The organism is Halopseudomonas sp. (assembly GCF_036961105.1).
Taxonomy (GTDB): domain Bacteria; phylum Pseudomonadota; class Gammaproteobacteria; order Pseudomonadales; family Pseudomonadaceae; genus Halopseudomonas.
The window spans coordinates 380,133-392,924 of sequence record NZ_JBALWW010000001.1; the positions used below are offsets into that span (position 1 = coordinate 380,133).

11 protein-coding genes are annotated in these 12,792 nt (G+C 59.7%); 9 read left to right on the forward strand and 2 right to left on the reverse strand.

Annotation, left to right across the window (positions count from 1 at the left end; translation table 11 throughout):
• Positions 1-119: 119 nt before the first annotated feature.
• From V7756_RS01725 to V7756_RS01745, 5 genes are all read left to right on the forward strand, one after another.
• Complete coding sequence (locus V7756_RS01725; RefSeq protein WP_335608436.1) at positions 120-1,523, forward strand: CYTH domain-containing protein; 1,404 nt, start codon at positions 120-122, stop codon at positions 1,521-1,523.
• Between the two features lie 66 nt (positions 1,524-1,589).
• A complete protein-coding gene (locus tag V7756_RS01730) occupies positions 1,590-3,389 on the forward strand; it encodes a GspE/PulE family protein (protein ID WP_335608437.1) in 1,800 nt (599 codons plus the stop codon).
• A 390-nt stretch (positions 3,390-3,779) separates the two neighbouring features.
• Complete coding sequence (locus V7756_RS01735; RefSeq protein ID WP_335608438.1) at positions 3,780-6,077, forward strand: catecholate siderophore receptor Fiu; 2,298 nt, start codon at positions 3,780-3,782, stop codon at positions 6,075-6,077.
• 209 nt (positions 6,078-6,286) lie between these two features.
• Entirely contained in the window at positions 6,287-6,967 is a 681-nt protein-coding gene (locus tag V7756_RS01740) for a Fe2+-dependent dioxygenase (protein WP_335608439.1), read from the forward strand.
• A 199-nt stretch (positions 6,968-7,166) separates the two neighbouring features.
• Complete coding sequence (locus V7756_RS01745; RefSeq protein WP_335608440.1) at positions 7,167-8,009, forward strand: 23S rRNA (adenine(2030)-N(6))-methyltransferase RlmJ; 843 nt, start codon at positions 7,167-7,169, stop codon at positions 8,007-8,009.
• A 44-nt stretch (positions 8,010-8,053) separates the two neighbouring features.
• Here V7756_RS01745 and V7756_RS01750 read toward each other — a convergent pair whose 3' ends face one another.
• Positions 8,054-9,232 carry a saccharopine dehydrogenase family protein gene (locus V7756_RS01750; RefSeq protein ID WP_335608441.1) on the reverse strand — a complete coding sequence of 393 codons (1,179 nt, stop codon included), beginning with the start codon at positions 9,230-9,232 and terminating at the stop codon, positions 8,054-8,056.
• A 365-nt stretch (positions 9,233-9,597) separates the two neighbouring features.
• On the opposite strand from V7756_RS01750, the gene V7756_RS01755 reads away from it, so the two are divergent.
• Genes V7756_RS01755 through V7756_RS01770 form a run of 4 tightly spaced genes read left to right on the forward strand, consistent with a single transcriptional unit; the run spans position 9,598 to position 11,834 of the window.
• Entirely contained in the window at positions 9,598-9,924 is a 327-nt protein-coding gene (locus V7756_RS01755; RefSeq protein WP_335608442.1) for a hypothetical protein, read from the forward strand.
• Positions 9,921-10,376, forward strand: coding sequence for a hypothetical protein (locus tag V7756_RS01760; protein ID WP_335608443.1), 456 nt, complete (start codon positions 9,921-9,923; stop codon positions 10,374-10,376). Before V7756_RS01755 ends, V7756_RS01760 begins: the two co-directional genes overlap by 4 nt.
• Complete coding sequence (locus tag V7756_RS01765) at positions 10,354-10,626, forward strand: hypothetical protein (protein ID WP_335608444.1); 273 nt, start codon at positions 10,354-10,356, stop codon at positions 10,624-10,626. The genes V7756_RS01760 and V7756_RS01765 overlap by 23 nt, the downstream gene beginning before the upstream one ends.
• A complete protein-coding gene (locus V7756_RS01770; RefSeq protein WP_335608445.1) occupies positions 10,623-11,834 on the forward strand; it encodes an AI-2E family transporter in 1,212 nt (403 codons plus the stop codon). The genes V7756_RS01765 and V7756_RS01770 overlap by 4 nt, the downstream gene beginning before the upstream one ends.
• Positions 11,835-11,854: 20 nt before the next feature.
• Here V7756_RS01770 and V7756_RS01775 read toward each other — a convergent pair whose 3' ends face one another.
• The gene (locus V7756_RS01775) at positions 11,855-12,721 is read right to left on the reverse strand and encodes a DMT family transporter (protein ID WP_335608446.1); all 867 of its coding nucleotides are present in this window, start codon (positions 12,719-12,721) and stop codon (positions 11,855-11,857) included.
• Between the last annotated feature and the right edge of the window lie 71 nt (positions 12,722-12,792).

Consider the following 12,792-nt stretch of genomic DNA (forward strand, 5'->3'; position numbering starts at 1 on the left):
TCCAGCGGGAGTTGAGGCCGCAAAGTATAGGACTTGCATGCCTCACCGTCATCCGATTGAAATGAAAAGAACACAATTTTACCGCTGGCATCTGATCCTGCGGTATGGCAGAGAATTTCATGGGTAAAGAAACCGAAATCAAATTACGCGCCAGTGCCGAGGTATTGGCTGCACTGCGTGAACATCCCTTGCTCAATAGCCGCCTGACCGGTGAATGGCAAAGCGGCACCCTGTTCAATCAGTATTACGACACCGCCGACCGCGCGCTGGCGGGTGCCAAGGTTGCGCTGCGCCTGCGCCGCGATGGCGCTGCCGTCATTCAGACGCTGAAGAGCCGCGGTCAGAGCGTAGCGGGGCTGTCCGAGCGCAACGAATGGGACTGGCATCTGCAGCAATCGGAGCTGGACCTGGATCTGCTGGATGACAGCTGCTGGCCCGCCGCGCTGGCGGACCTCGACAAGCGCACGCTGCAGCCGGTCTTCACCACCGACTTTCAGCGCACCCGCGCGCTGCTGCGCTGGGAGCGCGAGGGCGAGCAGGTCGAGGTTGAGGTGGCACTGGATCAGGGCGAGGTCAGCGCCCGCGAACAGCGCGAACCGATCAGCGAGCTGGAACTGGAAATCCGCGCCGGCTCACCGGTAGCGCTGCTGGAACTGGCACTGGAGCTGTGCCGCGATCAGGTGCTGATGCCCTGCGATATCAGCAAGGCCGAACGCGGTTACCGGCTGTTTGATCCGGCGAGCTACGCGTTGCGTCTTGATGCACCGCAGTGGCAGGCTGAGACCAGCGTGGATACCGTCATTGAGCAGCTGATCACGCAGTTGCTGGGGCGCGTGCAGCGGCTGGCCGAGCAGTACCGCTTTGCCCGGCAATGGAAGCTGTTCCGCGAACTGACCGGCAATCTCGCGGCCTTGCGTGCCTGCTTCAATGTTTTCGATCTGGCCTTGCCGCGCTCAGCGGCACAGCCCTTCACTGCGCCGTTGGACCAATTGCTGGCGACCTTTCAGCCATTGGTGCTGGCCGGCTGGGCTGACGACAGCCAGGGCGAGGCCGCACGCCGCCAGGCTGGCGAAGCCTTCGATTTGCAAGTAGCCGACCCGGCCTGGGGGCAGCTGTTTGTCGAGTTGGCGCTGTGGTTGCTCGACAAGCGCTGGCAAAGCAATCGTCCGCCGCGTGGCGACCGCATTGCAGCGCTGGCGCTGGAGCGGTGGCTGCTGGCAGCTGTCGCCAAGGAAATCCAGGAGCTGCGCGTGCCGCACAATAATGACCCTGATCATCTGGCCAGCGAATGGACGGATCAGTTGCCGCGCCTGGGGCGCCTGCAGCTGTTGCTGGGCAACTTCCGCTCGCACCTGGACGTGCCCGAACCCGATCGTCTGTTCGGCGAGCTGAACAAGTTGCAGGCGCTGCTGGAACAGTATCCGCAGATAGATGATGAGCAACGCGACCTTTTGCTCGCCGCGCTGCGCAAGCAGGGGCAGCGAGTTCGCAAACTCAATGCCTGGCGCGAGTTGAATCAGTAGCAGGCTGGTCTGGCGGCCAGGTGGCTGCCAGACTTGAGGGAAAGCAGCAGATAAAGGGAGAGCGGTATGAAGACGTTGACGCAGCTGGCAATTCCGGGCAGCGACCGGCCACTGGAGTTGGGCGACTTTCTCAACGTGCTGGTGGCCCAGGGGCGGATCGACGCCGAAACCCTGGATCATCTGGTAACGCTGCGCCGCTCTGGCACAGGCGATACCGCCAAACTGCATCCGCTGCAGTTCATTGCCGCGCAGGAAGTGAACGACCTGGCGCGCCCCGGCAAGAAGCTGGACATCGATACTCTCAGCCGTTGGTTGGCGACTGAAACCGGGCAGCCCTATTTTCGAATCGACCCGCTGAAGATCAATGTCTCGGCAGTCACGCCGCTGATGTCGTTCGCCTTCGCCCAGCGGCACAAGATTCTCGCTGTTGATGTTAACGAGAAGGAAGTTACCATCGCCAGCGCCCAGCCTTTTGTCAGTGGCTGGGAGGACAACCTGCGCCACGTGTTGCGGCGTGATATCAAGCGCGTGATCACCAACCCCGCCGACCTGCAGCGCTATACCGTGGAGTTCTACCGCTTGGCGCGCTCGGTGACCGGTGCCAACGCCAGCGATCAGAAGCTCAGCGGTATCGGCAATTTCGAGCAACTGCTGAACCTTGGCAGCATGAGCCAGGAGCCGGATGCCAACGACGCCCACGTGGTGAACATCGTCGACTGGCTGTTCCAGTACGCCTTCGAGCAGCGCGCCAGCGATATTCACGTCGAGCCGCGCCGCGAGACGGGTAGCGTGCGCCTGCGCATCGACGGCGTGCTGCACACCGTCTATCAGTTTCCGTTGCAGGTCACCGTGGCCGTGGTCAGCCGCCTGAAAACCCTGGGCCGTATGAACGTGGCGGAAAAGCGCAAGCCACAGGATGGCCGGGTGAAGACCAAATCGCCCAAGGGCAATGAGGTCGAGCTGCGACTCTCGACGTTACCGACCGCCTTTGGCGAAAAGATGGTCATGCGCATCTTCGATCCGGATGTACTCTTGCGCAGCTTCGATCAACTGGGTTTCTCCAGCGAGGATCAACGCCGTTGGCAGAGCATGGTCGCGCAGCCCAACGGTATCGTCCTGGTGACCGGGCCAACCGGCTCCGGCAAGACCACCACGCTCTACACCACGCTCAAGCAATTGGCCACGCCCGAGGTCAACGTCTGTACCGTCGAAGATCCGATCGAGATGGTCGAGGACAGCTTCAATCAGATGCAGGTGCAGCACAACATCGACCTGAACTTCGCCAGCGCGGTGCGGGCATTGATGCGCCAGGATCCGGACATCATCATGATCGGCGAGATTCGCGATCTGGAAACCGCCGAAATGGCGATTCAGGCCGCGCTGACCGGCCACCTCGTGCTCTCGACCCTGCACACCAACGACGCGCCCAGCGCGGTCAGCCGCCTGATTGAACTGGGCGTGCCGGCTTACCTGATCAAGGCCACAGTGCTGGGCGTGATGGCGCAGCGGCTGGTGCGTACACTTTGCCCGCACTGCAAAGCGCCGGTAGAGATAGACGAAGACGGCTGGGGTGATCTGACCAAGCCCTGGAACGCGCCGCTGCCGAGCAAGGCCATGCAGCCGGTGGGCTGCGTTGAATGCCGCGAGACCGGCTACCGTGGGCGCGCCGGGGTGTATGAACTCATGCCGCTGAGCGAGGGTATCAAGTCGCTGATTCACGCCGATACCGACTTGGGCGCGCTGCGTCGTCAGGCCTACAAGGAAGGCATGCACAGCCTGCGGCTGTCGGGTGCGCAGAAGGTGGGCTCGGGTCTGACCACCATCGAAGAAGTACTGCGGGTCACGCCCCAGAGTCAGCAGGGCTAACGCCTGAGCCCTCGCTCGCCAGGCGTGATGGGTTGGCCCGCTGACCCTGGCAGCGCGTGCGTAGTTTTCTGAGCGAAATCAGATGGGCGTGGAGTAGGTGCTTACGCTCATTTGACTGGCCTCGATAGTAAATCCCCCTTGTATGCATCTCTGCTGTGCGCCGTAGGCGTACCGCGCAATCTTCGTAGTTTGAGTGGCGAGTTTTGTAGGTTTTCCAGCATCCAGAGCCCACAGAAAAAGCGGAAGGGGTACACAAATTTAAATCAAATGAAATCTAAGAGAATAATTTTATTGATGTTGATACTGATTATCATTAGCATGCCATCTCGAATTGCGCTTCATCGGCGCCATTGGCTTCTGAGCATACTAAAAGGAAAGGGTATCAACGCCATGACCACGACATCTTCGCCATTCATTCGATCCAAAAAACATCGATTCCAGCAGCCGGTAGCCACGGCGTTTTCTTCTTTGCTGCTCCTGTCGGGTAGCGCTGCGGCGCAAGAGGCGTCTGATGTGGTGGAGCTGGATACCATGAAAGTCGAGGCTGATTCCGCTTCCTATCGCGCGGAAACGGCCAGCTCTGCCCAGTTCACCCAACCTCTTCTGGACACGCCTCAGACCATCCAGGTGATTACCAACCAGGTGTTCACCGAGCAAGGCGCAACCACGCTGACCGAGGCGCTTCGTAACAGCGCAGGCGTGGGCACCTTCTACGCCGGAGAAAACGGCAACACCACCACCGGCGACTCCATCTACATGCGTGGTTTTGATACCTCGGGCAGTATTTTTGTCGATGATGTGCGCGACATCGGATCGATCTCGCGTGACCTGTTCAACATCGAACAGGTAGAAGTGGAAAAGGGGCCGGCCGGCACCGACAGTGGCCGCACTGCGCCCTCAGGCGCGATCAACATGGTTACCAAGCAGGCCAACCTGAGAGACGCCAACCTGAGCAGCGTGACCATGGGCACTGATGGCCAGGAGCGGGTTACAGCGGATATCAATCAGACGCTGGATGGGCTGCCGGGCAGCGCGGTGCGTCTTAATGTGCTGTGGCAGGACAGCGATGTGGCCGGGCGTGACCACGTGAACAACAGCCGCAACGGTCTGGCCGCGTCCTTTGGCTTTGGCCTGGATACCGATACCCGCGCTTACCTCAACCTGCTCTACGTCAAGCAGGACAATATTCCCGATGGCTACGTACCTACCGTGGGTATTGATCACTGGAGCCCGCAAGCGGGCCTGGAAAATCTGGTGGGCAATCCGGTCGACAGCGAGAATTTCTACGGCACCCGCCAGGATCACGACGATGTCACCGCCAAAATGGCGACCTTGCGTTTTGAGCACGACTTTTCCGAGCAGGTCAAACTGACCAATACCCTGCGCTGGGGCGAGACGAAACAGGATTATCTGCTGACCGCCTTCATGAGCACAGGCACCAACATCACCTATTCTGATGTCAATGACCTATCCACCTATATGCTCGCGCGGAGCAATTCGACCTTCAAGGACATAGAAAACAGCATCCTGACCGACCAGTTGAATCTGCGCGTCGATTTTGCCACCGGCAGTGTCGAGCATAACCTGGTGACCGGACTGGAACTGACCAAGGAAGAGCAGACCAGCTACGGCATAGCATCTACCGGCAGCCGCCCGCCGGCCAATCTGTATAACCCGGATTGGAATGACAGCGGCGATCTGGCGTATTCCCGCAGTGGCGCTAAGAGCGAAGGTGAGACCGATACCTACTCGCTGTATGTCTTCGACACCTTGAAGTTTGGTGAGCAGTTCCTGATCAGCGGTGGGGTGCGCGCCGACCGTTACAATACCGACTACAGCAGCAACGCCGTATGTAACAACGGTACGGGCCGCGGTGCGGTCAGCTGCGGCGCCCTGCCAGTCGGCAGCATCGTCAGCACCATCGATACCGATGACAGCGATACCTTGCTCAACTGGAAGCTGGGCGCCGTATACAAACCGGTTCCGCAAACCAGCCTGTACGCCAACTACGCCTTGTCTCAGCAGCCTCCTGGCGGCTTGAACTTCCAGCTCAGCGATTCTGCCAGCAGCGCGAGTAATCCGGATATGGATCCGCAGAAGGCCAACACCTATGAGGTTGGCGTCAAGTGGGATGCGGTGCCCAATCGTTTGACGCTGAATGCGGCGGTGTTCCGCACCGATGTGCTCAATGAAATAAGCGAGGATGATCTAGGCAATCCCACCCAGGATGGCGAAAAGCGGGTTGAGGGCGTCGAGTTGTCGATGATCGGTAATATCACGCCGGACTGGTCGGTAACCGCCGGTTATACCCATCTGGATACCGAGGTGACGGAAGGGGATACCATTACCGCCAACGGATCCAATAACCTGACCTACACGCCGGATAACGCGTTCACCAGCTGGACCACCTATCGCTTCCCGTCCGGTCTGACCATCGGCGGCGGCGCGCGCTACACTGCCGGGCTGACCCGAGGTAGCGACGGCGCGCAGGGCACCCCGGATCATACTGATTCTTACACGGTGTTCGATGCGGTCGTGTCCTACCCTGTTCTGGACAATGTCTCCCTGCGTCTGAACGCCTACAACCTGGCTGACGAGGAGTATGTCGCGGCGATCAACAAGAGTGGTTACCGTTATACGCCGGGCACGCCTCGCACCTTCCTGCTCAGTGCCGACATGAGCTTCTAGGCGAGCTGGCATCCTGCGGCCTTCCGGTAATTCGACAGGGGGGGGCCGCAGGCTGAGGCAACTTGGTTGGAAAGCCGTGACACCTCGGCTACCCCCGCGTATTTTGCGGGTGTAGTCGTTTTTGCTGACAGCGGCTGCACTCGTCATGCCTGATGACCCTGCTGATTCCAGTCCGTCTGTCCGCTTCTCTCGTTATTGGTAAATGCTCTATGTTGATTCATGTGCCGGAAGTACTCAGCAAGCCCGAAGTGGCAGAGATACGTAAACATCTGGCTACCGCTGATTGGGCTGATGGCCGCGCCACGGTTGGACATCAGGGCGCCCAGGTAAAACGCAACCGGCAACTGCCGGTGGATTCGCCATTGGGGTTGGAGCTGGGCGAATTCATCTTGAAACGGATCTACGCCAACCCCCTGTTCATGGCCGCTGCCTTGCCGCTGCGCTCGGTGCCGCCCCTGTTCAGCATTTACAGCGGCGGTGAGCATTATGGCTTCCATATCGATGGCGCTATCCGTCAGTTACCCTTCAACCAGCTCAGCTTGCGAACCGATGTGTCATCCACCTTGTTTCTCTCCGAGCCGGACGAGTACGAGGGCGGTGAACTCGAGGTGCAGGACACCTATGGTTGCCACGAGGTTAAACTGCCTGCCGGTGACCTGATCCTTTATCCGTCCAGTAGCTTGCATCAGGTTACGCCGGTGACGCAGGGAGAACGGGTGTGCAGTGTTTTCTGGAGCCAGAGCATGGTGCGCTCCGACGCCCAACGCGCTCAGCTCTACCAGTTGGATGGCACTATCCAGCAGCTGCGCGGAAGAATCGGGGAGTGTCCCGAGCTGCTGAGTTTGACCGGCCACTACCATAATCTATTGCGCCAATGGTCGGATCTGTAACGCGTTTGCCGGCATGGGGGCTGCGCTCCCTGGTGGGTGGCGGCTGCCCGCCGGCGTAGCGCATATCGTTGTGCAACCGGATCTATCGCGGCCTCAGCGCGCAGCGCTGCCCGGTCAGCCACATGGTCGGTCACGCCTAAAGCGGTGGCCAGCCTGCTAGAATGCGTGTTTTTGACACAGCCACTTCGCGGGTCCCTCAATGAACTACCGTCATAGCTACCACGCCGGCAATCACGCCGATGTCCTCAAGCACGCCTTGCTGCGTCGTCTGCTCGAGTTGATGCAGCGCAAGGAAACACCGCTGTGTTACCTCGATAGCCATGCCGGCACTGCGTTCTATGATTTACAGGGTGAAAGCGCTGGCAAGACGGGTGAATTTCAGGATGGTATCGGGCGGCTGTGGTCAGACGACGAGCTGCCCTTGTGGCTGACCGATTTTCGCGCCGCCGTGGCCGCGCACAACGAGGGCGGCAGCCTGCGTTTCTATCCTGGCTCGCCGCAGTTCATCGCCGATCTGCTGCGGCCGCAGGACCGCATGATCCTCAGCGAACTGCATCCCGAGGATGCTGAGACGCTGAAGCAGCATTTTGCCTATAGCGATCAGGTGGCGGTGCATCAGCGCGACGGCTATCAGTTGCCCAAGGCGTTTTTGCCGGTGGACGAGAAGCGCGCCCTCTGGTTGCTCGACCCGCCCTTTGAAAAAACCGATGATCTGCAGCGCTGCGTAGAGGCTGTGCAGATCGCGGTGCAGCGCATGCGGCAAACGGTGATTGCGCTCTGGTATCCCATCAAGGATCAGCGCCTGCTGCGCGAGTTCTATCAGCAGATTGCCGATGCGGGTTTGCCCAAGGCGTTGCGGGTCGAGCTGAATATCAGGCCGGTCGATAATCAGCTTGGTTTGAATGGCTCAGGCTTGATTCTGGTCAACCCGCCCTGGCCCATCTGGGAGGAACTGGAGCAAGTGTTGCCTTGGCTGGCGCGCACCTTGGCGCAGTCGGGGGAGGGTAGCTACCGGTTGGACTGGTTGGCAGGCGAACCTTGAAAATGCAGCACTGGACGCGCGAATGGCGACCAGTGCTGGCAGGCTCAGGATTCCAGCTTGAAGGTCAGGCCCGCGTGCTCCTGCAGGCGCTTGATCAGCTTCTCGCCCATGGCCGGTGCGGTGGTCCAGATGCCGCCGTCCGTGTCGGTGGCGTCACGGACCAGGCAGATGGCACTCTCGGCAATCATGCGGGAGGTCGAGCCATAGCCCGGGTCGCGTTTGCCCGAAACGCTGGCCATGAGTTTTTCACCGCCGTCGCCTTCACCGATAAAGAGCACATCGTAAAATCCGTTTTCGCGCTCTTCCTTGCTCGGCCCTTCGCCGGGTTTGGGCGCCGAGTCGCCCGACAGCGACTTGTCGCCTGCCACCGCGTTGGCGATCTTCTCACCTTGTTCGCCGGGGCCGGTCAACAGCATTTCATCGTAAACAAAATTCTCGCCATAGGCGTGGCCCAGCAGTGCGTTGGAGCGATGCACGTTGCGTGTGTTGATGGCGGCCATGATGAAGGGCGCGGACCAACTGCCCAGTGACTCGTCAAACTCGGGCTTGGCGGCCGGCGGCTGTGCGGGGCCGGTGAAGCCTGGGGTCAGGGCGAAAGGGTTGCTCAGCAGCTGGTAGATTTCCGGATTTTGCTTGGCGGCAATCAGGGTGGCCTTGAGGCTGGCAGCGGTGCCGCCGGAGAAGGTGCCTTTCATTTTGCGTACGCGGCCCTTGACCCGTGGCAGGGTTTTGCCCAGTTGCTGGCGCGCGGCCTGCTGCAGAAAGTAAACGCCCAGATCGAAGGGAATGGAGTCGAAGCCGCAAGAAAAGACGATGCGCGCACCGCTCTGCTTGGCGGCCTCGCCGTGGGCATCAATCATCTGGCGCATCCAGGCCGGCTCGCCACACAGGTCGACATAGTCGGTGCCGGTGGCGGCGCACACGGCAACCAGTTCCGAACCGTACAGCTGATATGGGCCAACCGTGGTCAGTACGACTTTGGTGCGTTCAACCATGGCTTTCAGGCTGGCGGCGTTTTCGGTATCGGCGACTACCAGCGGGGTGTCGGCAGGGGCGCCAATCTCGTCACGCACGGCTTCCAACTTGGCCTGGCTGCGGCCGGCCATGGCCCAGCGCAGATTTTTGTCACCGGCATATTCCTGGCAGAGGTATTCGGCGACCAGGCGCCCGGTGTAACCCGTGGCGCCATAGACGATGATGTCGAATTCGGTGGTGGTCTTCATCTGTTCTTCCTGCAGTGGTTGAGGGTGGCGGAGCAGACTGCAACGTTAAAAGCTGAACTCGGCAGTCAGACTCCTGTCCTAATGTCTGAACGGTGCTAATGCGCGCCAGATAGTCTGGCACAGCTTGGCACTCATGCATGCGCAACTGACTAGCAGGTTGATTTCTTATCAGTGGCGGGTAAAGGTCCAGACGCAGGTTTCGGCGTTGCGAATGGTCTTTGATAACGCCCATGCATGGTTTGCGTCGGGTTGCTGAAATGGCGCAGGCACCGTCCCTGTATTAGGCTGGGATAAACATCATCGGATAGCCCACCAGCTGTTCAGAGGCTATTCACTCAAGGTTTGGATCCACAAGGAGAACGACCATGGCGACAGCCAACAATGCGAACAACACAACAACTGCAACCTCACCGACGTCCAGCAGCAAGGAACGGGAGTTGGCTGCCAGCAAGGCTGCAGTATCCGATGCTTATGAAAAGCTGATGGAAGCGAAGAGTCATTTCAAGCTGGCGGCAGAAGCGGCAGGTGTGGACCTGAAACACGAAGCTGCTGATCAGATGGAAAAAGGCCGAGCTAAAGCTGAAGTGCTTAGCGCTCAGGCTTGCGCCTTCATGAAAGAGAAGCCCCTGGCCACTCTGGGCATTGCCTTTGCCGCCGGGTTTGTCATTTCGCAGGTTTGCTCGCGCAAATGAGTGATGCGGCTACCGAAGAGCAGCGCGCGGCGGAAGACGCCGCGCGTGGCCAGTCTGGCGATGAGAGCCTACCCCAGGAACTAATCGAGCAGCTGACTGCCTGGGTCCAGCATTCGCTGGCGGCCGGGGGCGAGTTGGCCAATCTGTTCCGACTGGAGCTGCAACTGACGCTGGGTGACGCCCGGCGGCTGTTGTTCGTTGGCCTGGCATTGGCGCCCATGGTGCTGCTTTGCTGGATTTCGCTTGGGGTCCTGGGTGCCTGGCTGGTGTATGAAGCCAGCGGATCGGCGACCTTGGGGTTTACCACGTTCGCTGCTTTGCAGCTGGTGGTGGTGGCAATACTGGTTTATCTGGCGTCACGGTACCGCCGGCAACTGGGTTTCAACCGTACCAAGACTCAATTCAAACGCTTAGTGCAAGGAGTGCGGGGTGAAGCGCCAAGAGCTGATTGACAAGATAGAGTTGCAGGAGCGGCAGATGAGCTTGCGTGCCGAGGTGGTCAGCGTACTCTCCCAGCACAGCCAGCACCTGCTGCGCCAGATACCCTCGGGGTGGCTGGTGGCAACTGGTGCCTTGCTTGGCGGTCTCGCCGGCCGCATTGGGGTTACCCGCGCTTACACGCTGGGCTTTACCAGTATGCGTTTGTTGCCAATGGCGCAGCATGCGTTTCATCTGGGTCGAAGTATTGGGGCGCGCGAATGAACGAGTTGGAGCAGGAAGCTCCAACCAATGAAATCGATGAAATTACCGGCCCACGCAAGAAAGTACCTCCCGTACAGATGGCTTTGTACTGGTTGCTGGCGCTGGCTGTGGTTTACACACTTTACTTTGCCAAGACGCTTTTTCTTCCCGTGGTGGTGGCGGCCCTCTTTGCGCTGTTGCTTAGCCCGTTGGTAGGGCTGTTCAAGCGCTTTCATATCCCCCGTGTTATCTCCGCGTTGCTTTTGCTGGCGCTGATTGGCGTGCCCTTTACTCTGCTGGGCATGCAGTTGGCCGATCCCGCGCAGAAGTGGGTCAAACGCATACCGGAATTGTCCGCCCAGCTGACCGAAGAACTCGACGAGTTCAGCGAAAAACTGTCCCCCTCCACCGCGCCGGTGACGGTGCACGCCCCAAAAAAGCTGGAGATTGAAGAAAAGGAAGGCTTCAAGCTATTCGGCTGGTTCCGTGACGATGAGCCCGACGAGGAGGCAACAGAAAAGCCGCCGGCGCCCGCACCTGCGCCGACTTCCGACAGCGCCGTATCAGACCGCGTGATGCAAGGTGGGGTGGAGCTCATGGTGCAACTGCTGGGCGCAACGCCCCTGGTGCTGGCACAGTTCACTACCTTTGTCATTCTGGTGCTGTTCATGCTGGTTTTCGGACCCTTGCTGTACAGCAACTTTATTACTGTATTCCCGCAGGTGCGTGACAAGGAAGCGGCCAATGATCTCCTGGCGGAGGTGCAACATGAGCTATCGCGTTACATCCTCACTGTCAGTGTGATCAATACGGCACTTGGTGTGGTGACCGGTTTTGCGCTTTGGGCATTTGGTGTAGAAGATGCACTGCTCTGGGGGGTCATGGTGGCGTTGTTGAACTTCGCGCCTTACGTGGGCCCCATCATCGGTATGGCGGTACTCTGCCTTGCCGGCGTGGTGCAGTATGGGCCAGTGTTGACGGCGCTGATGCCGGTGCTCATCTACTTCAGCATCAATTTGCTGGAAGCGCAGTTCATTACGCCAACCGTGCTGGGCCGTAACATGCGCCTCAACCCGCTGATACTCATGCTCTGGCTGATCGCTTGGGGTTGGGTCTGGGGTGTGGTGGGGGTGCTGATCGCGGTGCCTTTGCTGGTGTGCCTGAAGTTGGCAGCGGCGCGTCTCAACGTCTTCACCCATTGGGTCAAGCTGATCGAGACTCCCGGCTGATCAATCCACTATCGCCGGCCTCAGGCCGGTCTAGGCGCGCGCTGCACCAGCAACAAGGCACTGACGATCAGTGTCCCGCCCAGCAACATGCGCAGGCTCGGTTCTTCAGCAAACAGGTACCAGGCCAGCAGAATGCCGTAAACCGGCTCGAGCGCGAAAAACAGGGATGCTACCCGCGCCTTGAGCACGGTGAGGCTGGTAACGAACAGGCCGTGCGCCACTCCGGTGCAGAGCGTTCCCAGCAGGGCGATCCACAGCCAGTCCAGTCCCGACATCTGTAGCATCGCCTTGCTGCTGAGCGGCAGCAGACAGAGGGCAATCACCAGATTTTGCCAGCAGGCGATCTGCACTGGGTGCAGTTTGCCGCTGGTCAGTCGGTTGCCCACCGATACCGCTGCAAAGCACAGGCCCGAGCACAGAGCCCAGAGCAGTCCTTCGGCGCTGCTGTGTTGCAGATCGAAGCTTGGCGGCACCAGCATCAGGCCGGCACACACCAAGCCGACCTTGAGCAGGTCCATGCCACTGGGCTGCTCACGCCAGATCAGCCACTCCAGCAACACTACGAATGCCGGAAAGCTGGCGAAGCCCAACGTGGCGACACCTACGCCGGAGAGATTTATGGCATGGAAGAAAGTGAGCCAATGCACTCCAAGCAATAGCCCGCAAATGCCCAGCTGCAACAACCGACTCGGGTTGAGCCCGCGCACCATGGGGTGCCGGTAGTAACCCGCGAAGAGCAACAATGCGAGTACGGCGAAGAGCGCCCGGCCCAGCACTATGACATCGGGCCCGACGCTGGCAAGTTTGCCGAAAATACCGGTCAGGCCAAACAGCAGCGCGGCTATGTGCATGTAGATCAAGGCGCGCTGATGAGTCAGTTTGGGCATGTCGCCTCTGCCATGGAGTGGGATGGACGGCCAGTGTAGCCACCCGAGCTGGCAAGCAGTGTCGTCAGACG

What these genes read in the sequence shown, in the direction of transcription:
- V7756_RS01745 (WP_335608440.1), top strand. Translation starts at nt 7,167, where the DNA reads ATGAACTACCGTCATAGCTACCACGCCGGCAATCACGCCGATGTCCTC.
- V7756_RS01750 (WP_335608441.1), bottom strand. Translation starts at nt 9,232, where the DNA reads ATGAAGACCACCACCGAATTCGACATCATCGTCTATGGCGCCACGGGT.
- V7756_RS01735 (WP_335608438.1), top strand. Translation starts at nt 3,780, where the DNA reads ATGACCACGACATCTTCGCCATTCATTCGATCCAAAAAACATCGATTC.
- V7756_RS01775 (WP_335608446.1), bottom strand. Translation starts at nt 12,721, where the DNA reads ATGCCCAAACTGACTCATCAGCGCGCCTTGATCTACATGCACATAGCC.
- V7756_RS01770 (WP_335608445.1), top strand. Translation starts at nt 10,623, where the DNA reads ATGAACGAGTTGGAGCAGGAAGCTCCAACCAATGAAATCGATGAAATT.
- V7756_RS01730 (WP_335608437.1), top strand. Translation starts at nt 1,590, where the DNA reads ATGAAGACGTTGACGCAGCTGGCAATTCCGGGCAGCGACCGGCCACTG.
- V7756_RS01755 (WP_335608442.1), top strand. Translation starts at nt 9,598, where the DNA reads ATGGCGACAGCCAACAATGCGAACAACACAACAACTGCAACCTCACCG.
- V7756_RS01740 (WP_335608439.1), top strand. Translation starts at nt 6,287, where the DNA reads ATGTTGATTCATGTGCCGGAAGTACTCAGCAAGCCCGAAGTGGCAGAG.
- V7756_RS01760 (WP_335608443.1), top strand. Translation starts at nt 9,921, where the DNA reads ATGAGTGATGCGGCTACCGAAGAGCAGCGCGCGGCGGAAGACGCCGCG.
- V7756_RS01725 (WP_335608436.1), top strand. Translation starts at nt 120, where the DNA reads ATGGGTAAAGAAACCGAAATCAAATTACGCGCCAGTGCCGAGGTATTG.